This window comes from Saccharopolyspora endophytica, assembly GCF_018070075.1.
GTDB classification, from domain to species: Bacteria; Actinomycetota; Actinomycetes; order Mycobacteriales; family Pseudonocardiaceae; genus Saccharopolyspora; species Saccharopolyspora endophytica.
The window spans coordinates 25,193-48,802 of the sequence record NZ_JAGPXE010000018.1 but is presented as its reverse complement, the minus strand read 5'-3'; the positions used below and the strand labels follow the sequence as shown (position 1 = coordinate 48,802).

The 23,610-nt window shown below is 70.8% G+C and carries 28 protein-coding genes; 13 read left to right on the top strand and 15 right to left on the bottom strand.

The annotated features are described in order from the left end of the window. Nucleotides 1-18: 18 nt before the first annotated feature. Nucleotides 19-1,359, top strand: a complete 1,341-nt coding sequence (locus KBO27_RS30530) for an MFS transporter (RefSeq protein WP_210973318.1) — start codon at nucleotides 19-21, stop codon at nucleotides 1,357-1,359. Nucleotides 1,360-1,397: 38 nt separating this feature from the next. On the opposite strand, the gene KBO27_RS30525 is transcribed toward KBO27_RS30530, so the two are convergent. Continuing rightward, nucleotides 1,398-2,597 carry an MFS transporter gene (locus tag KBO27_RS30525; protein WP_210973317.1) on the bottom strand — a complete coding sequence of 400 codons (1,200 nt, stop codon included), beginning with the start codon at nucleotides 2,595-2,597 and terminating at the stop codon, nucleotides 1,398-1,400. Nucleotides 2,598-2,784: 187 nt separating this feature from the next. Then, the gene (locus tag KBO27_RS30520) at nucleotides 2,785-3,501 is read right to left on the bottom strand and encodes a helix-turn-helix transcriptional regulator (RefSeq protein WP_307870712.1); all 717 of its coding nucleotides are present in this window, start codon (nucleotides 3,499-3,501) and stop codon (nucleotides 2,785-2,787) included. 87 nt (nucleotides 3,502-3,588) lie between these two features. Here KBO27_RS30520 and KBO27_RS30515 point away from each other — a divergent pair, with 87 nt between their 5' ends. Then, nucleotides 3,589-3,750, top strand: coding sequence for a hypothetical protein (locus KBO27_RS30515; protein WP_210973316.1), 162 nt, complete (start codon nucleotides 3,589-3,591; stop codon nucleotides 3,748-3,750). After that, a complete protein-coding gene (gene folE, locus KBO27_RS30510) occupies nucleotides 3,747-4,397 on the top strand; it encodes a GTP cyclohydrolase I FolE (protein WP_210973315.1) in 651 nt (216 codons plus the stop codon). Before KBO27_RS30515 ends, folE begins: the two co-directional genes overlap by 4 nt. A 55-nt stretch (nucleotides 4,398-4,452) precedes the next feature. Here the strand turns inward: folE and KBO27_RS30505 are convergent, their stop codons facing one another. From KBO27_RS30505 to KBO27_RS30495, 3 genes are all read right to left on the bottom strand, one after another. Beyond that, nucleotides 4,453-5,784, bottom strand: coding sequence for an MFS transporter (locus KBO27_RS30505; protein ID WP_210973314.1), 1,332 nt, complete (start codon nucleotides 5,782-5,784; stop codon nucleotides 4,453-4,455). Continuing rightward, a complete protein-coding gene (locus KBO27_RS30500; RefSeq protein WP_210973313.1) occupies nucleotides 5,781-6,866 on the bottom strand; it encodes an MBL fold metallo-hydrolase in 1,086 nt (361 codons plus the stop codon). The genes KBO27_RS30505 and KBO27_RS30500 overlap by 4 nt, the downstream gene beginning before the upstream one ends. A gap of 72 nt (nucleotides 6,867-6,938) precedes the next feature. After that, nucleotides 6,939-7,817, bottom strand: coding sequence for a LysR family transcriptional regulator (locus KBO27_RS30495; RefSeq protein ID WP_210973312.1), 879 nt, complete (start codon nucleotides 7,815-7,817; stop codon nucleotides 6,939-6,941). A 401-nt stretch (nucleotides 7,818-8,218) separates the two neighbouring features. On the opposite strand from KBO27_RS30495, the gene KBO27_RS30490 reads away from it, so the two are divergent. Together KBO27_RS30490 and KBO27_RS30485 are read left to right on the top strand one after the other, a co-directional pair. Beyond that, a complete protein-coding gene (locus KBO27_RS30490; protein ID WP_210973311.1) occupies nucleotides 8,219-9,607 on the top strand; it encodes an MFS transporter in 1,389 nt (462 codons plus the stop codon). Between the two features lie 70 nt (nucleotides 9,608-9,677). Continuing rightward, nucleotides 9,678-10,664, top strand: a complete 987-nt coding sequence (locus tag KBO27_RS30485) for a DUF2804 domain-containing protein (RefSeq protein ID WP_210973310.1) — start codon at nucleotides 9,678-9,680, stop codon at nucleotides 10,662-10,664. Nucleotides 10,665-10,742: 78 nt separating this feature from the next. Here the strand turns inward: KBO27_RS30485 and KBO27_RS30480 are convergent, their stop codons facing one another. Both KBO27_RS30480 and KBO27_RS30475 read right to left on the bottom strand, forming a co-directional pair. Then, nucleotides 10,743-11,174 (bottom strand): DoxX family protein, encoded by a 432-nt coding sequence (locus tag KBO27_RS30480; protein WP_210973309.1) that lies wholly within the window; start codon nucleotides 11,172-11,174, stop codon nucleotides 10,743-10,745. Next, nucleotides 11,171-12,376 carry a luciferase domain-containing protein gene (locus tag KBO27_RS30475; RefSeq protein ID WP_210973308.1) on the bottom strand — a complete coding sequence of 402 codons (1,206 nt, stop codon included), beginning with the start codon at nucleotides 12,374-12,376 and terminating at the stop codon, nucleotides 11,171-11,173. The genes KBO27_RS30480 and KBO27_RS30475 overlap by 4 nt, the downstream gene beginning before the upstream one ends. A 108-nt stretch (nucleotides 12,377-12,484) precedes the next feature. Here KBO27_RS30475 and KBO27_RS30470 point away from each other — a divergent pair, with 108 nt between their 5' ends. Next, complete coding sequence (locus tag KBO27_RS30470) at nucleotides 12,485-12,937, top strand: MarR family winged helix-turn-helix transcriptional regulator (protein WP_210973307.1); 453 nt, start codon at nucleotides 12,485-12,487, stop codon at nucleotides 12,935-12,937. Nucleotides 12,938-12,946: 9 nt separating this feature from the next. Here KBO27_RS30470 and KBO27_RS30465 read toward each other — a convergent pair whose 3' ends face one another. Next, complete coding sequence (locus tag KBO27_RS30465; protein WP_210973306.1) at nucleotides 12,947-13,669, bottom strand: sulfite exporter TauE/SafE family protein; 723 nt, start codon at nucleotides 13,667-13,669, stop codon at nucleotides 12,947-12,949. A gap of 213 nt (nucleotides 13,670-13,882) precedes the next feature. Here KBO27_RS30465 and KBO27_RS30460 point away from each other — a divergent pair, with 213 nt between their 5' ends. The 4 genes from KBO27_RS30460 to KBO27_RS30445 all read left to right on the top strand — a co-directional run bounded on the left by KBO27_RS30460 (nucleotide 13,883) and on the right by KBO27_RS30445 (nucleotide 16,911). Further along, nucleotides 13,883-14,245 (top strand): BlaI/MecI/CopY family transcriptional regulator, encoded by a 363-nt coding sequence (locus KBO27_RS30460; RefSeq protein ID WP_210973305.1) that lies wholly within the window; start codon nucleotides 13,883-13,885, stop codon nucleotides 14,243-14,245. After that, nucleotides 14,242-15,180, top strand: a complete 939-nt coding sequence (locus KBO27_RS30455; RefSeq protein WP_210973304.1) for a M56 family metallopeptidase — start codon at nucleotides 14,242-14,244, stop codon at nucleotides 15,178-15,180. The genes KBO27_RS30460 and KBO27_RS30455 overlap by 4 nt, the downstream gene beginning before the upstream one ends. Nucleotides 15,181-15,358: 178 nt before the next feature. Next, the gene (locus KBO27_RS30450) at nucleotides 15,359-16,063 is read left to right on the top strand and encodes a DsbA family protein (protein ID WP_210973303.1); all 705 of its coding nucleotides are present in this window, start codon (nucleotides 15,359-15,361) and stop codon (nucleotides 16,061-16,063) included. Next, nucleotides 16,060-16,911 carry a cytochrome c biogenesis CcdA family protein gene (locus KBO27_RS30445; RefSeq protein WP_210973302.1) on the top strand — a complete coding sequence of 284 codons (852 nt, stop codon included), beginning with the start codon at nucleotides 16,060-16,062 and terminating at the stop codon, nucleotides 16,909-16,911. Before KBO27_RS30450 ends, KBO27_RS30445 begins: the two co-directional genes overlap by 4 nt. A gap of 6 nt (nucleotides 16,912-16,917) precedes the next feature. On the opposite strand, the gene KBO27_RS30440 is transcribed toward KBO27_RS30445, so the two are convergent. From KBO27_RS30440 to KBO27_RS30425, 4 genes are all read right to left on the bottom strand, one after another. Further along, nucleotides 16,918-17,094, bottom strand: coding sequence for a hypothetical protein (locus KBO27_RS30440; protein WP_210973301.1), 177 nt, complete (start codon nucleotides 17,092-17,094; stop codon nucleotides 16,918-16,920). Nucleotides 17,095-17,167: 73 nt separating this feature from the next. Continuing rightward, entirely contained in the window at nucleotides 17,168-18,055 is an 888-nt protein-coding gene (locus KBO27_RS30435; protein WP_210973300.1) for a universal stress protein, read from the bottom strand. 116 nt (nucleotides 18,056-18,171) lie between these two features. Then, nucleotides 18,172-18,846 carry a DUF1990 family protein gene (locus KBO27_RS30430; protein ID WP_307870711.1) on the bottom strand — a complete coding sequence of 225 codons (675 nt, stop codon included), beginning with the start codon at nucleotides 18,844-18,846 and terminating at the stop codon, nucleotides 18,172-18,174. A 71-nt stretch (nucleotides 18,847-18,917) separates the two neighbouring features. Further along, the gene (locus tag KBO27_RS30425; protein ID WP_210973298.1) at nucleotides 18,918-19,130 is read right to left on the bottom strand and encodes a hypothetical protein; all 213 of its coding nucleotides are present in this window, start codon (nucleotides 19,128-19,130) and stop codon (nucleotides 18,918-18,920) included. 91 nt (nucleotides 19,131-19,221) lie between these two features. On the opposite strand from KBO27_RS30425, the gene KBO27_RS30420 reads away from it, so the two are divergent. From KBO27_RS30420 to KBO27_RS30410, 3 genes are all read left to right on the top strand, one after another. Next, on the top strand, nucleotides 19,222-19,944 hold the full coding sequence (locus KBO27_RS30420) for a DUF1990 family protein (RefSeq protein WP_307870710.1): 723 nt from the start codon (nucleotides 19,222-19,224) through the stop codon (nucleotides 19,942-19,944). A 168-nt stretch (nucleotides 19,945-20,112) separates the two neighbouring features. Continuing rightward, nucleotides 20,113-20,922, top strand: coding sequence for a cytidyltransferase (locus tag KBO27_RS30415; RefSeq protein WP_307870709.1), 810 nt, complete (start codon nucleotides 20,113-20,115; stop codon nucleotides 20,920-20,922). A gap of 179 nt (nucleotides 20,923-21,101) precedes the next feature. Continuing rightward, nucleotides 21,102-21,296, top strand: a complete 195-nt coding sequence (locus KBO27_RS30410; protein WP_210973297.1) for a hypothetical protein — start codon at nucleotides 21,102-21,104, stop codon at nucleotides 21,294-21,296. 9 nt (nucleotides 21,297-21,305) lie between these two features. Here KBO27_RS30410 and KBO27_RS30405 read toward each other — a convergent pair whose 3' ends face one another. Genes KBO27_RS30405 through KBO27_RS30395 form a run of 3 tightly spaced genes read right to left on the bottom strand, consistent with a single transcriptional unit; the run spans nucleotide 21,306 to nucleotide 23,598 of the window. Then, nucleotides 21,306-21,587: a DUF6343 family protein gene (locus KBO27_RS30405; protein WP_210973296.1), complete on the bottom strand. Its 282-nt coding sequence runs from the start codon at nucleotides 21,585-21,587 to the stop codon at nucleotides 21,306-21,308. A gap of 56 nt (nucleotides 21,588-21,643) precedes the next feature. Then, a complete protein-coding gene (locus tag KBO27_RS30400) occupies nucleotides 21,644-22,753 on the bottom strand; it encodes an MBL fold metallo-hydrolase (RefSeq protein ID WP_210973295.1) in 1,110 nt (369 codons plus the stop codon). Continuing rightward, on the bottom strand, nucleotides 22,750-23,598 hold the full coding sequence (locus tag KBO27_RS30395; RefSeq protein WP_210973294.1) for an SDR family oxidoreductase: 849 nt from the start codon (nucleotides 23,596-23,598) through the stop codon (nucleotides 22,750-22,752). Before KBO27_RS30395 ends, KBO27_RS30400 begins: the two co-directional genes overlap by 4 nt. Nucleotides 23,599-23,610 lie beyond the last annotated feature (12 nt).

The following is a 23,610-nucleotide window of genomic DNA, read 5'->3' as shown; positions in this document are numbered from 1 at the left end:
CGGAAAGTGGTGCGTTCAATGGAGCACGTGCGCTTGGCCGACCACCGCGGGCAGCAGGCCCCGGTCGGCCGTCTCATGGCCGCGCTGATCAGCGCGGTGGTCCTCTTCCAGCTCAACGCGACCATGCTCAGCCCGGCCGTCACCGACCTCGGTGAGCGCTTGGACGCCAGCGCCGAGCAGGTCGGCCTCCAAGCGACCGTCTTCTTCCTGTCGGCCGCGCTGTTCGGGGTGTTCCTGCCCCGGCTGTCCGACATCGTCGGTCGCCGGCCGGTGATCCTCGCCGTCGTGGCGGTGACCAACGCGGGCACCGTCATCGGCCTCCTCGCGCCGAACATCGAAGTCCTCTACGCCGCGCGCGGCGTGCAAGGCGTGTGCGGCGTGCTGGTGCCGATGTCGCTGATGGTGCTGCGGGACGCCGTGCCGCCCGAGCGGTTCGGCGTCCACGTCGGGATCATCACGGGCGTCAACGGCGGAGTCGCCGGAGTCGACGCCCTCCTCGGCGGCGCCATCGTGGACACCGTCGGTTTCCGCGGTGTTTTCGCGTCGATCCTCGTCGTCGGGCTCATCGCGGCTGGACTGGTGTGGCGGTGGCTACCCGACAGCCGGCCTTCAGCGGGTGCGCGGATGGACTGGCGGGGTGTCGCCCTGCTGTGCACGACGATCGGCCTGCTCACCGTCGGGATCTCCGGTGGCAGCGCTCTCCTGATCGGTGCGGCTGTGGCGCTGTTCGCGGTGTTCGTCCTGGTCGAGCGACGCCGCCCGGACAGCCTGGTGCCGGTGCGGCAGATGCGCGACCGCGGTACGTGGGGTTTGCTGCTCACCACGACGCTGACGCTCGCCGGGGTCTTCGCGGCGATCAACTTCGTCCTGCCGCTGCTGGCCCAGGACGGCTTCGGGATGAGCGCGAGCGCCGCGTCGCTGCTCTACCTCACGCCGTACGCCCTGGTCGGTTGGCTGGTCGCGCCGTTCGCCGGTCGGCTCGCGCAGAACATCGGGTATCGCAAGGTGTTCCGCATCGGGGTCCTCGGCAGCGTGGTGGCGCTGGTGGTCATGGTGTTCGGGCTCTCCTCCCCTGCGGTGCTCGTCGGCTGCGCGGTGCTGCTGGGCGTGACGGCGGCCGGGATGGCCAACATCATGCTCAACGCCATGGGTGTGGTGTACTCCCCCGCCGACAACCAGGGATTGCTGCCCGGGCTGAACTCCGCCGCGTTCAACGTGGGCGCGTCGCTGGGGACCGCGGTGCTCTCCTCGCTGGTGGGCCAGCCCGGCGGGTACCAGTGGGCGTTGGGCGTCGCGGTGATGATCTCGCTGCTCGCGCTCGCGGTGTCCTTCGTCCTGCCGGCGGGGCAGCGGCAGTAGCCGGTCCGCGCGGTCTCCCGCGAGCGGGAGACCGCGCTTCACGCCAGGGACTCGGGCGAGCGGGTTCGGGCGGTCCAGGCCACGGCCGGGATGATCGCGAGTGCGAGGACTCCGCCCAGGATCGTGAGGGTGGCGTAGTCGCTGCCGGCGACGACGAGGCCGGAGGCCATGCCGCCGCCCGCGCCGGAGATGGCGATGGCGACGTCCACCGTTCCCTGGGTCTTGGCGCGGGTCGCGAGCGGAACGGTGTCGGTGATGATCGCCGTGCCGCTGACGAGGCCGAAGTTCCAGCCGAGACCGAGCAGTCCGAGGGCGAGCGCCAGGAGCAGAACCGAGTGGGGCGGGGCGAAAGCGGCGAGCAGACCGGCCGCTAGCAGGGTGATGGCCGCGGCGGTCGCCACGGGCAGGCGGCCGAACCGGTCGGCGAGCAGGCCGCTGATCGGCGAGGGCAGGTACATGCCGGCCACGTGCACGGCGATGACCAGACCGGCGGCACCCACGTCATGGCCGTGGTGCTGCATGTGGATGGGGGTCATCGTCATGATGCCGACCATCACGAGCTGCGTGAGGACCATGACCGACGCACCCAGCACGAGTCGACCGCCACCTCCGGACACGCCGGTGACGCGCTGCCGCGCACCGGTTTCCTGCGGAGCGCTCGCGGCGAGTTCGCGCGCGGTCAGCAGCGGGTCCGGCCGCAACATCACCCAGAGCACGAGCGCCGCAGCGGCGTAGGCGGCCGCGGCGAGCAGGAACGGCCCTGCCAACCGCGGGATGTCGAGCGCGTCGGCCAGATCACCGGTGATCGTGGCCAGGTTCGGTCCGGCGACGGCGCCGAGCGTGGTGGCCATCAGCACGGTGCTCACGGCCCGGCCCCGGTGCTGCTCGGGTGCGAGATCGGCTCCGGCGTAGCGGGCTTGGAGGTTGGCAGCGGTGCCGGCGCCGTAGACGAACAGCGCGGAGAACAGCAGGGCGACGCTGCCGAGTGCGGCTGCCACGACGACGCCGAGGCTGCCGAGGGCCCCGGCCCCGTAGCCCAGCGATAACCCCGCGCGCCGCCCCCACCGCTGCGAGAGGCGCCCGACGAGCACTGCCGCGGCGGCGGAACCGATGGTGAACAGGGCGCTGGGAAGACCCGACAGGCCGGTGCTGCCGAGCAGGTCCTGGGCCAGCAGGGCACCGACGGTGATGCCGGCGGCGAGCCCGGCTCCGCTGAGGACCTGTGCAGCGACGAGCACACCCACGACGCGGCGGTGAGCGGGGTGAGCAGCGGCGTTCGACACGACATGCCTTTCCGGATCCGGGACGGGATGCGCGTCGAGCGGCTGCCTTCCGCCGCCGTGACGGCAACAGTCCGCAGCTTTGCACCTCAGACCAGGACTCGACACCTTCCAGCGCTGCGAGGGCGACTGCTGCTCGGGCCGGTCAGGGTTGGGGGTCGGTTTTCGGGGTGAGGCGGACGCAGCAGTGGCCGGGTCGCGGGTCCAGGCGGGCGGCCAGTGCGGTGACGCCGGCTTCGGCGAGAAGCCCGCTGCACAGCTGCAGGTTCATCCCGCACACGAGCGCGGTGTGCTCCTGGGCCAGGGCGTGGAACGGGCAGTTGACCAGCGCGACTTCGGCGCCCTCCTCCCGCGGTTCGAAACCGTGGGCCTCGAGGACCTGCAGAGCCGTCAGCGCCGGATCGGCCGCGGCACCGTCAGCCGCCGCGTCGCGCGCCAGTTCGCGGCCCAGTTCGCGGGCTTTCCGGTCGGCGATGTCGCGAGGCCGCTCCCCCGTCTCCTCCGCCTCGGCGACCGCGGCGGCGAGCAACCGGCCCGCGAGGTCGTAGCGACGCTCGGGCAGGGACACCCCGACCTGGTGCTGCGAACGCCGGTACAGCTTCGCCGTCCTGCCCGCGCCCGGACCGGTGCGGCCGGTGCGGCGTTCGTAGCTGACCTCGAGCAGCCCCTCCGCCACCAACCGGTCGAGGTGGAACGCGGCGGTCGTGCGCGCGAGGTCGACCGCGGCCGCCGCCTCGTCGCGGCTGACCGGCTCCGACTGCCGCACGACGTGGTCGTACAGCCGCCGTCGGCTGGGCTCGTCCAGCGCGGCGACCGCCGCGACCCGAGCGGCCAGGTCCTCGCTCACAGCAGGTTCGTCCACCTCCGCATTCTAACGCCAGCGAGGATTGACGAAAGACATCCGCCGGTTCTAACGTCAATATTTACTTACGTTAGAAGGAGGCGTGCCATGAGATCCGACGTTCCGGCACCCACCCGGTCCCGCACCGGAGCCTCGTCCGGCCCGAGCTACCAGGCGTCCCTGCTGTTGCGCGACGTCGGTCTGCTGGTGGCGGCGGTCGCGCTGGCCAGGCTCGCCGTCGCGCACTCGTCCCGGCGCGGTGCGCGATGAGGCCGCCGGCCGGAGGCGCGGTCGACCTGACCGACGACGTGCTGCCCGAGCGCGGCGGGGTCAGGGCGTTGCACGTGGTGCACGGACGCCAGGGCTACGACCTGGACGCGGCCGAGCGGGCGGTCACCGACCTGCTCATCGCCATGGGCAAGAACCCCTCCGACCCGCACCTGGCCGACACCCCGCGCCGGGTGGCGGCCAGCTACGCGGAACTGCTGACGCCGCGCGAGTTCAACCTGACGACGTTCCCCAACGACGAGGGCTACGACGAGCTGGTGCTCGCCAAGAGCATTCCGGTGCAGTCGCTGTGCGAGCACCACATGCTGCCCTTCCACGGGATCGCGCACGTCGGCTACCTGCCCGACCAGCGCATCCTCGGACTGTCGAAGCTCGCGCGGGTCGTGGAGCTGTTCGCCCGCGACCTGCAGGTGCAGGAACGGCTCACCAAGCAGGTCGCCGACTGGCTGCAGGACAAGCTGGCGCCCCAGGGCGTCGGCGTCGTCATCGAGGCCGAGCACCTGTGCATGTCGCTGCGCGGCGTGCAGGCGGGCGGTTCCCGCACGGTGACCTCCGCGCTGCAGGGGTCGTTGCGCGACGACCCCCAGACCAGGCAGGAGTTCTTCGCGCTCACCAACACCGGCCGCTGAAGCCCGCCGGTGCCGGACGGACTCGAGATCCGTCCGGCACCGGCGAGGTCGACCACTACTTGGTCTCCCCGGCGAGGTCGACCGCGCGCCCCTCGCGGGTCATCAGCACGCAGCCGGTGGAGACCAGGAACGACAGGGCCCACACCAACGCCACCAGCCACAAGTGGCCCCCTGCCGCGAGCACCAGCCCGGAGGCGATCGCCGGGGTGAACCCGGCGCCGAGGGTCGAGGCGGTCTGGTAGGCCAGCGACGCGCCGGTGTAGCGCATCCGGGTCGGGAAGAGCTCGGCGACGAACGCGCCGAACGGCCCGAAGATCACGCCCTGAACGATGCCGTTGGCCAGGAAGAGCCCGATCGCGAAGCCCCACAGCGTGCCCGTCTGCAGCAGCCAGATGATCGGGTACGCCAGCACCGCACCGGCGAGCATGCCGGCGAACATCACCGGCTTGCGGCCGAACCGGTCGGACAGGCGTGCGGCGAACCAGATCGCCACGATCGTCAGCGTCGCCCCGACCGCCTTGACGTTGAGCACGCCGGTCCGGCCCACGCCCAGCTCGATGACGTAGGCCACCGCCCACACGGTCATCAGGCCCTGCACGGTGTAGGAGCTCATCCCGGCGATGATGCCGAGCACGAGGTTCCGCGGGTACTGCGTGATCACCTCCATCAGCGGGATCTTGCGCCGTTCGGCCTTCTCCCCCAGTTCCAGGAACAGCGGCGTCTCGGCCACCTTCAACCGGATCACCAGTCCGATGGCGATCAGCACGATGCTGAGCAGGAAGGGCACCCGCCAGCCCCAGCTGAGGAACTGCGCGTCCGGCAACGTCGACACCGCGGACATGACCAGCGTCGCGAGCACGGCACCGGCCGGGCCACCCATGTTGGCGAAGCTGGCCGCGAAGCCGCGGCGCGTCGACGGAGCGTGCTCGAGCGCGACGAGCATCGCGCCGCCCCACTCACCACCGACGGCCAGGCCCTGCACCAGCCGCAGCACGACCAGCAGGGTCGGTGCCGCGACCCCGATCTGCGTGCTCGTCGGCAGCATGCCGATCGCGCTGGTGGCAACGCCCATCAGCACCATGGACACGATCAGCACGCCCTTGCGCCCGAGCCGGTCGCCGAAGTGACCGAAGATCGCCCCACCGAGCGGACGGGCGACGTACCCGACGGCCAGCGTGCTGAACGAGGCGAAAAGCCCCACGGCGGGCGGCATCCCGGCGAAGAACAACTTGCCGAACACGAGACTGGCGGCGGTCGCGTACAGGATGAAGTCGTAGAACTCGATGGCGCTGCCGATGAAGCTCGACGCCAGGATGCGCCGCATCTCCCGGGTGTTGAGGGTGTCCGAAGTGGATTCCCGCTGCGCGGCTCCGGTGGTCTGGCTCATGGTGCGACCACCCCTTCGCGCGCGAGATGAGCTCCGAGCGACGTCCCGAAGGGCAGCACGTCGAGGTCGTCGGGGACGAAGAAGTCGCCGTGACACCGCTGCGCCGCGCTCTCCCAGACCGATCGCGGCGCGGTGCCGGGCACCAGGTGGTGCAGGGCCAGCGCCTTGGCGCCCGCCGCGTTGGCGATGTCGACCGCCTGCTGCGGACTCGTGTGCGACTTGGTGTGGTGCTCGATCGAGGCCTGCGCGGTCGGGCCTCCACCCGAGTAGCTGCGGTGCACCCAGTCGAAGTCGATCGCCTCGTGCAGCAGCAGATCGGTGTCGCGGGCGAGGTGGATCAGGTTGTCGCAGGGCGCCGTGTCACCGGAGATGGTGACCGACCCCGCGGCGGTGTCGAAGCGGAACGCGAACGCCGGTGCGATCGGCGGGTGGCGCACGAGGGTGGCGGTGACGGTGACCAGCTCGTCGGCGTAGACCTCGAAGGGCCGCACGTCGTCCGGTGTCGCGTTGTCGTTCGGGTGGTACCCGGAGTCCTCCGGGATGCGGATGTCCTCGGGCAGGAAGTGGTCGAGCGGGCTGGGGCGCAGGGCGTCGAGCACGCGGTCGTTGAGATCGGTGGCGTGGGCGGCCATCAGGTGGTGGAACATCGCCGCGGTGCCGGGCGTGGGCTGCTCGGCGAACACCGGCGTCGGCGGCACCACCGCGTGGGCGGCGACGGGCGGCAGCGCGCCGCGGTCGCCGGGCCCGATGATCCGGATCGGGTGCTGGTCCGCGCCGAAGGTGAACATGCCGAACAGCGCCAGGCTCGCCAGGTCGACGGTGTGATCGGAGTGCAGGTGCGTGAGGAACACGGCGCGCAAGGAGCTGACCTGGATGCCCGCCAGGTTCAGCTGCCGCCCGACGCCGTGACCGGCGTCGACGAGGTAGGCGCGGTCGCCGACGATGACGGCGGTGGCGATGCCGGAGCGCTCGCCGGCATCCGCACCGGGCCACCAACGGGGCCCTCCTGCCGTGCCGAGGGTGACCACCCTGGGCCGGAGATCGGCGACGCTGCCGCAGAGGAGTCTAGTGGTGTCAGTCACAACGGCGATTGGACCGCGCCCGACCGAACGGCACAAAGACGAATTTTCAGGGCATCCGATAGTGGCCTTCTATCAGTCCTGGTGAAGCAGCATCCGCAGGAACTCCTGCGCGGCGGGAGAGAGCCGTCCCGGCCGCTGGAAGACGTTGATCCGACGGTTCAGCGGCGGCTCCATCGAGCAGAGCACCGCGCCCTTGAGCTCGGCCAGACTCGCCAGCGGGTGCGGGAGGACCGCGCACCCGGCACCGGCGACGACGAGGTGCAGCGCTGATTCGCGGTGCCCGACCTCCACCACGACGTTGAGCTCGACACCGCGCCGTTCGGCCTCGGCGCGCAGGAGATCGCGCACCAGCGTGCCCTCGAACCCGGTCACCACGTCCCGGGTCAGCAGGTCCTCGACGGTCATCCGCCCCTCCGGCGGCAGGGCGCTGCCCGGCGGCAGCGCGACGACGAGCTCCTGCTCACCGACCGGCGCGCTCTCCAGGTCATCGGCCGGGTGCGGCATCGCGTCGGCGAGGCCCAGCTCCGCCTCACCGCTGCGCACCGCCGCCTGCACGCCCTCGCCGAACTCCAGCTGCTTCAACCGCACCCGAACCTGCGGATGACGAGCGCGGAACCGCCCGATCACCTCCGCGAGCGGGTCGAGCGCGAGCGTGGGCAACGTGACCAGGTCCAACCGGCCGGCCATCAACCCGGTCACGTCCCGCACCGCCGCCCGGCCGATCTCCAGCTCGCGCAACGCCCGGCGCGCGGAGTCGATCAGCGCGGCACCCGCCGAGGTGAGCTGCACGCTGCGGGGCAACCTGTGGAAGAGCTCCGCGCCCAACTCCCGTTCGAGCACCTTGATCGAGTGCGACAGCGACGGCTGCGCCACGTGCAGCGCAGCGGCGGCCGCGGTGAACCCGCCGTGGTCCACCACGGCGAGGAAGTACTCAAGCTGACGACGTTCCACGCGCCTACGGTAAGCGCCCCGCGACGCACCCACGCGCGCGTGACGCACGGGCGGGCCCCAACGTCCGCCGCTCAGTCCGATGTGGCTCCCGTGGTGAACAACCGGCCGCCCCACCCCGGACATCGGCGCGCTGACGGCGCACGTCCTGCCCCGACCTCGTTTGTTCTGCGTGGAGTCTCACTGCAGGACTGATTCGGTATTGGACCGGACCTCGATCCATCAGTGAAGATCCTTCGCGTACCGCGAGCGCAGGCCCCGACGAGGTCATCGCCGTGCGCACCCGCGCCCTGGCCTGCCGGCTCATCAGCGATGGCGCGGTCTTCCGGCCGTTCTGCTCGGCCGACCCCCGCACCGCGCAGGCCCACCGCACTTCGAACTGAAGATCTGAGGCAAGGACGCCGATGTCGACGCAATCAGGAAGTCTTGACGCATCCAGGAGCGCGGTCTCCGCGCAGCCCGGCCGCTGGGAGAAGATCGGCTACGGGATGGGCGGTGCCGCCAACAACGTGATCTGGACCGGCATCTCGACCTTCCTGGTCTTCTTCTACACCGACGTCGCCGGGATCGCCGCCGGTGTCATCGGCACCGTCATGTTCTTCTCGCGGATCCTCGACGGTGTCAGCGACGTGGTGATGGGCGTCGTCCTCGACAAGACCCGCTCCAAGCACGGCAAGGCGCGACCGTGGTTGCTGTGGCTCGCGGTTCCCTTCGCCATCGCCGCGGTCCTGCTGTTCACCATCCCCGGCGGCAGCGGCGAGGTCACGACGATCATCTACGTCATCGTCACCTACAACGTCGCCCTGCTGATCTACACGGCGGTGGAGATCCCGCACGGGACGCTCGGCGCCTTGATGACCTACGACCAGCACCAGCGCTCGGTCCTGAACGTGGCGAAGATGATCGGCGCCTACGTGGCGATCATCGCGATCAGCAACGTCACCATCCCGTTCGTCGAGGCGCTCGGGGGCGGCCAGTCGGGCTGGGTCTCGGTGTTCGTGGTGTACGGAATCGCCGCCGCCGCGATCTACTTCATCACGTTCCGATCCACTGTGGAACGCACCGACCCGACGTCGCGCGTGCAGGCCGACGACGCCCGCCCCTCGGTCAGGGACGGGCTCACCTCCCTGCTGCGCAACAAGTACTGGGCGATCATCACCGTCGTGCTGATGCTGATGTACGTGTTCAACGGCATCACCGCGGGCATGGCCGTGTACTTCGCGAAGTACGTCGTCGGTGACCCGGCGATGGTCGGTGCGCTGGCGACCGCGCTGACCCTCGCGACGCTGATCGGCATCCTGTTCGTGGTCCCGGTCGCGAAGCGCTTCGGCAAGCGCAACACCGCGATCACCGGTTGCGCCGTCGCGGTCATCGGATCGCTGATCATCCTCATCGACCCGGACAACGTCGCGCTCGCCACCGTCGGACAGGTGGTGCGCGGGTTCGGCAAGGCCGCCGTCATGGGCATCATCTTCGCGATGCTGGCCGACACGATGGAGTACGGCGAGTGGCGAACCGGAACTCGCATCGAAGGCCTGATCTACAGCGGCGCCAGCATGGGGATCAAGATCGGAACCGGCCTCGGCAGCGCACTGATCGGTTGGAGCCTCGCTCTCAGCGGCTACGTCGGCGCCCAGGCGTCCCAGTCGCCCGAGGCGATCTCGATGATCTCGGCCCTGTTCATCTGGGTTCCCGTGATCGTCAGCCTGCTCATGATCGTGCTGCTGCTGTTCTACAAGCTGGACGCGGAGTACCCGAGGATTCTCAAGGAACTGGGCAAGAGCCCTGCCTGATCCGGTCAACCGCGCTGCCGTGCGGGAGCCCGCCGGGACAGCGCTCCCCGTTTCGTCTGGAGTTCGCGAAGTGGAACGAGAAATCGATCAGACCGTCGACCTGTGCCTGCCCAACGGCCGGCTGAACCCCCGTGCGGTCGGCTGGAGCCGATTCCCGCGGCACCGCGATAACCTCACGGGTTGGGGCCGCAACAAGCGCTTCGACTACTGGTGCGTCTTCACGCCCGAGGTGGTGCTGGCGTTCTCGATCTCCGACACCGACTACAAGTCGGGGTTCTCCCTGTTCTGCCTGGACCTGGCGACCTCGAAGTCGGTGTCCGACGCCGAGGTGAAGTGGTTGCAGCGCAACCACGCCATGTCCGCCCCGTGGGGAAGCCGGCCGATCGTGGGCAGCGGAAAGCGCGTCGACGTCGGGATCCACCCGTGCGACGGCGGCGTCCGGTTGTCGGCGAACTCCGAGCGCGTGACGGCGGAGCTGTTCGTGGAGATCGGTGAGGATCACGAGTCGATGGGCGTCCTGGTCCCGTGGAGTGACCGGGTCTTCCAGTACACGCGGAAGGACAACTGTCTGGCCGTCACCGGCCGGATCTCGTTCGACCGCCGCGAGCACGCCGTCGGTGGTGCCGGCGCCTACGCGACGATGGACCACGGGCGGGGACGCTGGCCGTATTCGATCGTGTGGAACTGGGCGTCGGCGAGCGGGGTCACCGACGGCCACGAGATCGGTCTCCAGTTCGGTGCGAAGTGGACGGACGGCACCCCGTCCACGGAGAACTCGCTGCGCATCGACGGTCGCATCGAGAAGATCAGCGACGAGCTCGACTGGGTCTACGACCCGGGCGACTGGATGGCGCCGTGGCAGATTCGCGGCAGCGGCGTCGAGGTGGAGTTCCGCCCGGTGTTCCACCGCGCCTCGAAGTTCGACAAGAAGATCGTCCTCAGCAGGGAGGATCAGGTGTTCGGCCGGTTCTCCGGGACGGTCACCTCGCGGTCCGGGCGGACCTACCGGGTCGCGGACCACTTCGGTTGGGCCGAAGAGGTGCATCGGCGGTGGTAGCCGAGTGCTCCGGCACTGGTCGCCCTGCTCGGGCCTGGCCGTCTCGGTCGAGGGGTTGCCTCGACCGAGACGGGGAGGTCAGGCCGCCGCTGCGTCCTTGTTGCGGTTGAGGGCGTTGTCCAGCGTGTAGGCGCCGCCGCGGAAGGCCAGTGCCAGGGAGGCCGCCGCGAGCACCAGCACGTACTCGATGCCGCCGTCGTCGTCGGAGACGAAGAAACCGGTCGGCAGGTGGTAGAACACCAGCGCGCCCAGCATGTTCAGCGCCAGCAGCACTCCGGCCACCGGCAGCCCGGCGCCCAGCACCAGGGCCGCGCCGCCGACGGTCTCCACCAGGGCCGCGACCCACGCGGAGACGCCGGGCAGCGGAATCCCCATCTGGCCGAACGACTGGGCGGTTCCTGCGATGCCCCACTCGAGGAACTTCTGCAGACCGTGGGCGATGAACACGGCTCCGATGACCACGCGGCCGACGAGCAGCAGCAGGTCACCGGCGGTCGAGGGCTTGTTCACTTGATCTCTCCTTCTACTGGTGCGAGTTCTCGCTTGCCCGGAGAAGTCCGGGACGCATGTGCGGGGCTCAACGCCTCACCGGCCGCCCACGCCCGGGCGGTCGCGACGACGGCCGCGACGGTGTCCAGTTCGGACTCGTCGCGCGGGCCGTGGACCAGCACCATTCCGGGGGTCAGCCGAATTCCGGCCAGCGGGTGGGCGACCGCCCAGCCGCGCGCGATCGCCTCGGCCGCCAACCCCACCGGCAGCGCGACGTGCAGCGACCCGTCGAAACCGGGGTGCAGGTGGGCGAACTCGCCGGCGCTGGGCACCAGGAACGCCTCGGGCGGGCCCGCGTGCGGCGGCGTCAGCATGAACCCGCGGGCACCCGGGACGGAGATGGCCGACTGCGCGCTGTTGACCCCGGGCAGCGCGGCGATCCGGCGGAACAGCTCCTCCTGCAGCTCCGGCGGCGCGTTGTCGGACAGCTGCTGCTGCGGGATGGTGTCGCTGACCTCGGGACGTGGTCCGCGACGTTCGGGCAGGCCGTCGGGGAAATCCGCCCACCGCTGGAGAACTCGCGGGCCGGAGCCGTACCGTTGCAGGAACCCGGCGCGCTCGTCCAGCCAGGCCCCCAGGTTCGCCAGAACCTCGGGCGTCACGCCGTGACCGCCGGAGGAGCGCAGGGCGAAGGTCGGTGCACCGGAGGCACCGGTCAGGTAGTCCCACGTGCGGTCGAGCAGTTCACGCGGGATCACGCGGTCCTGCTCGCCGTGGGCGAGGAACACCGGGACCCCTGCCAGCCTCGCCGGAGTCGTCGGCACCCCGGCGTCGAAGGGCAGCGTGCCGCAGAGGATCGCCGCGCCCGCGAAGCGCCGCGGGTCGTCGAGCAGGAGGCCACCGGCGAACGCGGCACCGCCGCTGAACCCGGCCAGCAGCACCGGCCGCTCGGGCGCGACGTCGTCGAGCCACGCGCGGAACCAGTCCACGGTGGCCCGCAGGGATTCCGCGACCGGCCGACCGATGCCGCGGTTGGCGAACCAGGCGAATCCGTCGCCCTCCGCGATCGGTGCGCGCACCGCCGCGTACGACAGGCCGGTGGGCAGCGAGTCGGCGAGGGCGATGATCTCGCTCTCGCGCGAGCCACGCCCGTGCAGCAGCACGACGAGCGGACCGGCACCGTCCCCGCGTTCCAGCACCACCGGCTCCGGGAAGCCGCTCACGTCCCCACCTCCTCATTCCCTGACTGGTCAGATGTTGCCACGGTAATCATCGATAGTTCACGAAGTCAACGTCTGACGAGTCAACGACCGACGCGGTACGCTCGGTCGGTGCCCTCCCCGATCGACGACCGCCTCATCACCACGTTCGGGCGCCTGGTGGAGTCCTACAGTCGGCTCGAACAGCGCCTCGGCCCCGCCATGGAGACCGAAGTCGGGCTGCCCCACGCCTGGTTCGAGGTCCTCATCCGCCTGGCCCGCTCGGAGAACGGGCAGCTGACCATGGGAGCGCTGGCCGACGAGATCGCTCTCACCACCGGCGGCGTCACGCGCCTGATCGACCGGATGCACAAGGCCGGCTACGTCGAGCGCCGCCCCTGCACCACCGACCGGCGCATCTCCTTCGCCGCCATCACCGGCAGCGGCCGGGAGATCCTCGACCGCGCGGCGGTCGGGCACGCGCGCAACCTGCGGGAGCTCTTCGCCGACTTCAGCAACGACGACCTGACCGCGCTGGACGGCCTCCTCGACCGACTCCGCGACCGCGCGCAGCGGGACGACTGACCTGGCGGATCAGGTGAACACCGTGGCCAGGCCGGAGGCGATCACCAGCGCCGCGACGATCCGCGCGAACGCGTGCGCGGACAGCTTGGTCGAGATCCTCGTGCCCACCGCGTTGCCCACGAGACCGGCCACCACCAGGACCGGCAGGGCCGGCCACAGGTGCGGCAGGTCCGAGAACCGGACCACCGCCAAGATCCCCAGCGAGAGCAGGTTGGTGATCACGAAGTAGCAGGCGAGCGTCGCGAGGAAGGCGGAGACCGGCAACCGGCACCGGCCCAGCAGCGCCGCGACCGGTGCCCCGTTGAGCGAGGTCGTGGTGGACAGGTAGCCGCTCAGAGCCCCGGTGGCGACGTGCTCGGTCCGGCCGATCGGCCTGACCCCGCGCACCGGCAGCAGCAGCTGGATCCCGAGCAGGACGACCACGACACCGGCCGTGACCCGCAGGACCTCGGGCGGAAGGAGCCCGACGGTGAGTGCCCCCAGCACCGCTCCGGGCGCGCTGCCGCACATCAGCAGCCAGACCTGCCTGCCGCGGATCTCCGCGCGGCTCCGGATCGCGACGACGAGACGGGTCACCACCGTCACGGTCAGGTTGACCACGACGACCGCGGGGACCTCGTAGCCGATCAGCAGGAGCGCAGGCGTGGCCAGCAGCGATGCGGCGAAGCCGGACATCCCGCCGACGACCGCCGCGATGCCGATCGCGACCGCCCCGAGCAGGAGCGCGCTCACCCGCGACCAGCCCGAACCGCGAGGGTCTGGTGAGCGACTTCGCTCAGCGTGAGCACAGGATCTCTCCCTCTCGTCCGGCGCCGGTACCTGCCCTCCAGCAGAACAGGCCGAACGGAGCACGAGGGCGAGGCGTGGACGACATCACGCGCTCGCCGGATCCGCTCCCCCGAGGCGGTCCCGGCCGTCACCTAAACTGACGGCGTTGGAGGTGCGATGCTCGGGCTGGGTGAGTTGGAGCTGAAGGTCATGGACGTCCTGTGGGCGGCCGACGAGCGGCTTCGCGTGCGCGACGTGCTCGAACAGCTACCGGCTGAGCGCGAGTTCGCCTACACCACGATCATGACGGTCCTCGACCGCCTGCACGACAAGGGCTGGGTGGACCGCGCCCGCACCGGCCGCGCCTACGGCTACTGGCCCGCGCGCTCGCGGGAAGAAGCGGGTGCGCACGTGCTGCGCGAGGTCCTCGACTCCTCCGGCGACGCGGAGTCGGTGCTGCTGCACTTCGCCGCCTCGGTCTCCGAGCGCGAGTCGGAGCTGCTGCGCCGAGCCCTGGAGAAGGGGCGCGGACGGGCATGACGATCGCCATCGGGTTGCTCGCGGGCGCGGTCGTGATCGCGGTCTTCGGGCCGCTGTACCTGCGGCCGCTGCTCCACCCCCGGGTGCGTCCCGGTATCGCGCTGGCCGGGTGGGTCGCCTCCCCGCTGGCGGCGATCGGTGCCGCCATCGCCGGCGCGACGCTGTTGCTTGTGCCGAACAACGGGAGCGTCGACGGCGTCATCGGCATGGCGCAGAGCTGCGTCAACGTCGTGCACGGACACGCGAGCGCCTGGGAGCATCTGCTCCGGCTCGGCGGAGCGGCGCTGGTGGCCGGCGCGGTGCTGCACGTGCTGGTCACGGCCGCCGGGCTCGTCCGCAGGGAAGCCGCCCAGCGGCATCGCCACATGACGGCCGTGCGGCTGCTCTCCCGCGAGGACCCGGAATCCCGCGTGCTGTGGCTGGAGCAGGCCACGCCCGTGGCCTACAGCATCGGCGGCCGGCGCGGGGCGATCGTGGCGACCACCGGGGTGCGGCGGCTCGACGCCGAGACCCGGGAAGCCGTCCTCGCGCACGAGCGCGCACACCTGTCCGGGCGACATCACGCCCTGGTGCTGCTCATGACCGCGCTCGCCCAGGCGCTGCCGTTCGTGCCGCTGTTCCGGATCGCACCGTCGACGGTCCGCGTGCTGGTGGAGCTCGCCGCCGATGCCGCGGCCGCACGGCACTGCGGCGCGGGGTCGGTGCGCGCCGCGCTGCGCGCGGTGACCGGTGACGCGGCGCCCGCGGCCTCGCTGGCGATGTCGCGGGAATCCCTGCAGCTGCGGCTGCACTGGCTGAACAACTCGGCTCCGGGGAGCCTGCACCGGACGAGCTACGTGGCGACCGCGGTCGTCTCCGCGTCCCCGGCCGTCGTCGCGGTGGGCGTCGTGGCCTGCCTGGTCCTGCTGTACTGCTTCGGCATCTCGCTCCTCTGACGACGTCCTCCGCCGAGCTTCCCGGCAACCGCTGAAACGCGGCTGCCCGAAGCGGTTTCACCGCACCCCCAGGCGCCGAATGGCGGACATCACCCTCTGGAGCCCTGTCCCGGCTCAACTACTACAGCTCGTCGTAGGTAGGCTCGCGGCTGCCCGAGCTGAAGGAGAGTGGTGACCGATGAGCGGCGCAGGAAAGAAGAAGTGGCTGAACGTGACCGCGGTGGTGCTCGCCGTCGTGGCCGCGTTCCTGCTGGGGAACATGCTGACCTCCCCAGGCGGTTCGGATCAGGCCGCGCCGCAGCAGGCCGAGAAGCAGCAGGAGAGCCCGCTGGTGAAGCTGGCGCGCCGCGCCCCCGGCGACCCGCTGGCCCTCGGCAAGCCCGACGCTCCGGTCGTCATGCTCAACTACTCCGACTACCGCTGTCCGTTCTGCGCCAAGTTCACCCGGGACATCGAGCCCGAACTGATCAAGCGCTACGTCGACTCCGGCGTCCTGCGCATCGAATGGCGCGACTTCCCCATCTTCGGCGAGGAATCGCTCGCAGCGGCCAAGGCCGGCCGGGCGGCTGCGGCCCAGGGCAAGTTCTGGGAGTACGTGGGCGCGATCTACCAGGACGCGCCGGAGAAGGGCCACCCGTCGCTGCCGCACGACAAGCTCGTCGGCTACGCGCAGCAGGTCGGGATCACCGACATCGCGAAGTTCGAGGCGGACATGAACGACCCGGCCGTGCTGGAGGCCATCCGGGCCGACGCGATCGAGGGTTCGCAGATCGGCGTGTCGAGCACGCCGACGTTCCTGGTCAACGATGAGCCCATCCTCGGTGCTCAGCCGCTCGACCAGTTCGTGCAGACCATCGAGCGGGTGGAAGCGGCCGCGCGATGAGCCAGATCGGACTGCTCGGCGCGTTCCTCGGCGGGCTGCTCACCCTGATCAGCCCGTGCTCGGCGATGCTGCTCCCGTCCTTCTTCGCCTACGCCTTCGACGGGTTCGGCAAGCTGGTCGCCAGGTCAGGGGTCTTCTACCTGGGTCTGGCGACCACGCTGGTCCCGCTCGGGGCCGCCGCGGGGTTCTTCGGCGCGCTGCTGACCCAGCACCGCACGACGCTGACCCTGCTCAGCGGTGTGGTGCTGATCGGGCTCGGCGTGCTGCAGATCTCCGGCAAGGGCTTCGGGTTCACCGCGGCGCAGCAGCTGACCGGGCGCATCCACATCTCCTCCGGGCTGTCGGTGTACGCGCTGGGCGCCGTCTACGGGCTGGCCGGGTTCTGCGCGGGGCCGCTGCTCGGCAGCGTGCTCACCGTTTCGGCCGCCGGGGGCGAGCCGCTCTACGGTGCGGTGCTGCTCGCCGTGTTCGCCCTCGGCATGGCCTTCCCGCTGTTCCTGCTCGCGCTGCTCTGGGAGCGGTTCCAGCTCGGACGGCGGGCGTGGTTGCGCGGGCGCGAGGTCGCGATCGGTCCACTTCGCCTGCACACCACCAACATCGTCTCCGGGCTGGTGTTCGTGGCCATCGGCTTGATGTTCGTCCTCACCGAGGGCACCGCGAACCTCGGCGGCTTGACCGATGTGGACACCCAGTTCGCCGTGCAGGCGTGGCTCCAGCAGACCGTCGCGGGCGTCTCGAACTCCGCCGTGCTCCTGGCGCCCACCTTGGCGGCCCTCGCCGTGGTGCTGTGGAAGATCGCCCGCACGCGGGCGGAGCCCACCGCCGCCCGCGGCGAGCAGGAGCGCTGACCGAGCTCAGCTCCCCGCGGGAGGGTCGGGGCGGATGTCGGTCTTCGGGTCGTCGTCCGCGGGCGGTTCGGCTTCGAGCGCCTCGTCGGCTCGCTGACTGCCGCCGCCGCGGAGGTGCCCCTCCATCTCCTTCTCCAGCTCGTCGTCCTTCATCGGTCCGTGCTTGTCCGAGCCTCGCTGCATGGTGCCCACTCCTCACCGTCGAAACCCGCAGGCCACCACGCCCTACCCGGTCGGCCGCGCGGGAAAACCGCCGTCACTCCGCGGGCAGCACCGCCACCGGGCAGTTCGCCTGGTTGAGCACCGCGTGACTGACCGACCCGAGGAAGGCGCGGCGCACCGGCCCCCTCCCGTGGCTGCCCACCACCAGCAGGTTCGCTCCGTCGGCCTCGCCGAGGAGGAGGTGCGCGGGCTGGTCCGCGCCGACCACGTGGCGGACCCGCACGTCGGGGTACCGCTCACCCCACCCGGCCGTCGACTCGGCGAGCACCTCGTCGGCCCTGTCCCGGAACTCGCTCCGGTCGGTGTCCCACTCGTCGACGATGTCGAACGGGTTGAACGCCGATTCGCCCCAGGAGTGCACGGCCACCAGCGGGCGGTTGCGCCGGGCGGCGGACTCGTAGGCGAAGCCGATCGCCCGGGTGCTCACGGCGGACCCGTCGACCCCGACGACCACCGGGGCGTCCTCCGCCGAGGTGGTCTCGCCGCGGACCACGACGATCGGGGCAGCGGCACGGCGAGCGATCACCTCCGCCGCGGTCACCCCCAGGCGATCCGTGCGGGCACCGACCAGCGGGCCGCCCAGCACGACCAGCTCCGCTTCACCGGCGAGCTCGATCAGGAGTTCCGCCGCGTCCCCGATCGGGATGCTCTTGCGCACGTCGAGGTCGGGATCCATCGCCCTGCAGGAATCCTCCAGAGATTCCAGCTCACGGCGAACCGCGTCCGCCAGCTTCCCCATGACCTCGTCCTCGTCGGGGATGCGCATCGGGATGGAGTGCTGGAAGGGCCGTGCCAGGACGTGCACCAGCAGCAGCGGCGAACGCCTGCTGGAGGCCTCCTGCGCGGCCCAGCGGACCGCTTCGCGGGACGCTTCCGTGCCGTCGAAACCTGCGAGCACCGCTGAGCGAGCTTCCTCGGCCATGCGAATCTCCTCCGATCGAACCGCAGCGGGACTGCGGGCCCCGAATACCCGCTGGACCCCGCGGCCAACCGGGCGGAGCCACCACGAGGTGAACGTCGCCTCCTCGTGCACGGGTGTCATCGCTCGTGCCCGGAGCTGGGGTGGTCGATGCGCAGCGCGAAGCGCTCGAACGGCCCCGGCCGCGCGTCCGAGGGCGCGAGCAGCAGCCCGTCGTGACGTCGCTCGCCGGTGGCGCCGCACCCGTCGGCGAGGCGGGCCCGGACGAGCTCGTACATCCGAGCCCCGCACCGCCGGTAGAACCCGAGCTGAGTGGGCCTGCCGAACAGGCGCCAGCCCAGCCGGAGCACCGGATCGAGCGCCGGGTCGTCCTGGGAGAACCCGGTGATCACGAACTCGACCGCCCCCGAGCCCATGTCCTTGACGACCTCGTAGGTCATGCGACCGCGTTCGAGGTGCCCTTCGAGCGTCTCGTAACCCCAGCCCCACACCCTGCGGTCGCCCTCGCGCGTCTCGTCGATCACCACCGTGACCCGAACGCCCATGTCGAACCGCAAGCCGTAGAACCGCCCCTCCAGCAGCATGTTCCGGCCCAGCAACTCCTCGCGGCCGTCGTAGACGGCGCGGACGCGGTCGGGATCGGAGAACTCGTAGTCGCGCACGAACGCGCGGGCGATGTCCCACGCGCCACCGGGTTCCGGAGGCCCCGGCGCTTCGCGGGCGAGGAAACGACGGTGGGTGTCGAAGTTCCACTCACCTCCGGGCGAATGCGGCTCGTCCTCGGTGAAGTTCACGGCCCTGCTCCGCAAACCCGCCAGCGCGCGAGCGCGCTGCGTGGCGCCCGTGGGACGAGGGAGGCGCACCGTCACTCGAACTCGCGCAACGAGTCACCGATCAACCACAACGTCGGCGGCCACAACCCGGTGAACAGGGCGCGGCGTTCGGCATTGCCGCGCTCCTGCTGATCAACGGTCTTGGCGCGGACCCACAAGCCGAGGCACAGCGCGACCCCGGCCATCGACGCCAGGTGCAGCTGCGTGCTGCGCAGTCCGATCCGGTGTAGCAACAGCACGAACATCGGTCCTCCCGAAAGCCTGGGTTTCGCCTGCCGCCCGGAGGGGCACACCTTCACCATGCCCGTCTGAGAGCGTCCACGCGAAAGGAACGAGGTGACAGCCGACGTCTCGCCCGCGCGCATCGTGCCGATCGTGATCCGCTCGGCGCTCGGAATGGCGCTGGTCTCCTGGCGCTACCTCTGGCTGACCACTCCCCTGCACCGCCGCGAGGAACCCGGCGACGAGTCGGACCTGCCCGCCGACGTCCCCGGAGATCACCTCGACGAGCGCTGCCAGCAGCTCTGCGATGGAGCGGGACCCCTGTTCCACCGGCACTTCAGCGTCGTCATCGACGAACCCGACCTCGGCGCGCCGGAGCTGATGGAGATGGTGATGGCCGATTTCAACCGCGCTCTGCCCAACGAAGTCGCGACGTTCGACCGATCGCACACCCAGCGGAGTCCGCTGCAGCTCGGGGAGGACTGCGTCGTGCGCATGCCGGGGCCGTGGAACGGTCCGGTGCGCGTCATCGGCCGCGCGGACACCTCGTTCCGCTTCGCCACCTTGCGCGGGCACCTCGAAGCGGGCCAGATCGAGTTCAGCGCCGCGCCGGAGGAAAGCGCGATCGTCTTCGAGATCGAGACCTGGGCGCGGCCCGGCAGCCGGCTCGTCCACCTGCTGTACACCCGCCTGCGGCTGGCCAAGGAGATCCAGCTGAACATGTGGGTGCGCTTCTGCCTCCAGGTCGCCAAGATGGCCGGCGGACGCCCGCGCGACGGCGTCCGCATCCACACCCGCGAGCTCATCCACCACTTCCCCGCGACGACTCCGGGCTGACGAAGTCGACGGCGGTTGCGGTTTCCGGACAGCGAGTGCGCCTGGCGGATCGCGGGGTGTTCGGCGGCTGCTTAGCGTGCTCGAAGAACCGCAGCCGGCGCAGGTCCGGTGCTTCCGCGTCGACTGCGGTTCCACCAGCGCACATCCCGAAATCCGTTGGGGGTAGCCGTGGTCCGCGAAGCTCTCCGGCAGCGCACCGTGTGGCGCGGGCTCAGCGACGTTCCCGCCGACTGGCCGTCCTGCGCGGTCACCATCGGCGTGTTCGACGGCGTGCACCGCGGGCACGCCTGGCTGATCGAGAACACACTGCGCGCCGCGGCCGAGTCCGGTCTGCCCACCGTTCTGGTCACCTTCGACCCGCATCCGGCGCGCGTGCTCGGGCTGCCGCGCGACACCTCGGCGCTGAGCAGCGTCGAACGCAGGGCCGGCCTCGCCCGCGAGCTCGGCGTCGACCGCGTGTGCGTCCTGCCGTTCACCCCCGAGCTGGCCCGGATGAGCCCCGCGGAGTTCGTCGAGAACGTGCTGGTCAACGCGCTGCACGCCAGCAGCGTGGTGGTCGGCGCCAACTTCACCTTCGGGCATCGCGGCGCCGGTGACGTCGACACCCTGCGGCGCCTCGGCACCCGCCACGGCTTCACCACCCGCGGGGTGCACCTGATGCCCGCCGACGGGGCGGACTGCTCGTCGACCCACATCCGCGGCTGCCTGCAGCGCGGCGACCTCCTCGCCGCCGCTCGCGCGCTCGGCCGTCCGCACGAGGTGGAGGGCGCGCTCACCAGCGGCCACGAGGTGGTTCTCCCGGAGGGCACCGCGCTCCCGCGCCCGGGGCGCTACGCGGGACTGGCCGCCGGACGCACCGTCGAACTCGTGGTCACCGGCTCGCCCGGAACCGATGCCGCTCCCCTGCGACTCCGAGGCCTCGACGTGCCCGGCGGCGAGACCGTCCGCATTCAATTCCTGGAAAAGATCGACACCTGACCCGGCGCGCATGAATGATCAGAAATGGACGCGCACCAACAAACGACCGAAAAATGAGTTGGTCGTCTCAGATGAATTCTGGGCACTTGACACGGTGGCTAGAATTTCGCAATCAATGAGAACGCTTTGCCCTGATCAGGGCGTTGCGATTCACCTCACCCGAATCAACCGGAGGAGACGTGGCAAGGCGCGTTGGAAAGCTGCTCGTTCCCGTCACCGGCATGTCCGGCGTCACCTATCCCGTGGGCACCACCGTGGTCACCCACGGCCGCGGTTCCGCCGTCGACGCCTTCGTGAGCGGCGACTGGCTCCCGCTCGCGTGGTGGGAGTTCGCCGACACCGCCGACCACCACCTGGACTCCTCCCGCTCCTGACGGCGGCTCCTAGCCGGGTTCGCCGCGGCGCTTCCTGTGCAGCACCCAGATGAAGTCGGCCAGCGCGGCGACCGCGAGCACGACCAGGACCCAGGCGAACCACGCCAACGGCGGGACGAGCACGAAGAGCCCGACCGCCGCCGCGGTGCAGAAGACGAGTCCGAACCCGGCCAACCACAGCCGCAGCGTCAAGGCGCTCCGCGCCGCGGGCGCTCCCAGGTAGCGCACCCCGGGATCGTGGTAGCCGGGTAGTCCCCGCTCGTAGTCGCGCCGCTCCCATTTTCGCTCCACGCGCGAGGACTACCCGTCCCCCTTCCCCCCTGAACACCGGCCGCGTCGCGTCCGGTTCAGACGCCCGCCCCTCCGGGCTTGGTGATGGTGCCGTAGTCGAGCCCGCCGTGGGTGTGCGTCGGGACGACGGGCCACTGCCGCTTCCACGGAGCGCACTCCGAGGACGGGATGATCTGTAGCCACTGCGGCGCCTTCGGCGAGTAGGACGCCAGCGTCTTCTCCTTGACCATCGAGTCGTACTGGTCCAGGGAGTCTTCCAGCGTGTTGGCGTTGAGCACCACCTCGCGGCCGTAGAAGCGCGCCTGCTGCTTCACACCGGGGATCTTCGACAGCTCCGGCTGCCAGCTGTCGGCGGCCATGCCGTTCTCCGACGAGACCCAGACGCCGTCGGGCGTGTTGACGACCAGCGAGTGGTTGCCGTCGGTGTGCCCAGGGGTCCACAGGAGGCTGACGCCGACACCGAGTTCGACGTCGCCGTCGATGATCTCGAGCTGGTCGGTGGAGACGCCTTCCATGCCGCGCTCGACGTACCAGGCCCACTGCATGGGGTGCATCGACTCGAAGGTGCCCAGCTCCTTGCGGTGCACCAGCAGCTTCGCGTGCGGGAACAGGGGCTCGCGCGGTGCCGGCTCGCCGGGGATCGGCGTGCTGCTGCCGAGGATCATGCGCACGTCCTGCACGTGCAGGTGGTCGAAGCTGAGGTAGTCGACGTCGGAGTTGCTCAACCCCAGACCGGGCAGCACCGCATCCGGGTCGTTGTAGTACTTGACGAAGAGCTTCTCGGCCCCCAGCTTCTGGCTCAGCGCCTGCAGCTTGTTGTAGAACGGCGCCTCGGCGGAACCGGCGGCCACGGTCGGCTCCCACACCAGGGTCTTGAGCCGGCCGTCGAACCCCTCGAACTGGATGACGAACATCCGGTTGATGATGGAGATCATCGGGTTGACGTGCACCGAGTAGCCCTGGAAGGCGAACCGCGTCGGGTAGGGCGCCGCGGCGATGTCGATGCTCTTGATCGCGGAAACGTGCCCCTGGGCGAGGAAGCGCTCCCGGTAGCTCTCCGCGGCGGCGCGCACCGCCCGCAGCCGCTCGCCGCGCGGCCAGATGCCGTGGACGCCCTCGAACTCGGGGATCGGGCGGGTGATCTGGGCCGGTGGTGAGGTCGTCATCCCGTCGTCTCCTCGCCGTCGGTGGCGGTCACGTATCGGGATTCGTAGCGGGCGCGGAGCTCCTCGTCCGGCTTGGCGGCGACCTGATCGGGCACCAAGCGCCGGAGCACGAGGTCGCGAGCGCGCTGGGGCAGGAGGTTGACCCACCGCGTCAGCGGACCCACGTAGCCGGGCACGGTCACCTCGAAGCGCGGACGGCGGATGACCGCCACGACGGCGTCGGCGACCTCACCAGGGCTGAGCAGCCGCGCCGCACCGGGGGCGGTACCCGCGGCGAGCTCGGTGTCGACCACCGCCGGCATGACCACCGACAGCGCGACGCCGCTGCCGCGCAGTTCAGCGCGCACGCCCGTCAGGTAGCCGAACACGCCGTGCTTGGTGGCCGCGTACGTCGACTCCCCGGGCGGGGACAGCTTGGCCGCCGCCGAGGCGACCGTGACGATCTGGCCGCGCCCGCGGGCGCGCATCGCCGGCGCGGCCAGCTTCACGCCCCGGATCACCCCGTGCAGGTTGACCGCGAGCTGCCGCTCGGTGGCCGCCTCCGGTTCCTCGTCGAAGCGGCCGACCCACAGCACGCCGGCGTTGTTGACCAGCACGTCGATCGGCCCCCACCGGCCCTCGACCGCGCCCAGGAACCCGCCGAACGAGGACGAATCGGCCACGTCGCAGTCGAAGGCCTCGACGGTGCGCGGGATTTCCCGCGCAGTGGCGAGCGCGGCCTCGAGGTCGCGATCGCCGATGGCCACGCGCGCTCCGCTCGCGGCGAGCCGTTCGACGATCGCGCGCCCGATCCCCCGCGCCCCTCCGGTCACCGCGACGACCCGGCCCTGCAGTGAGTGCGCCATCCCCGTCCTCCG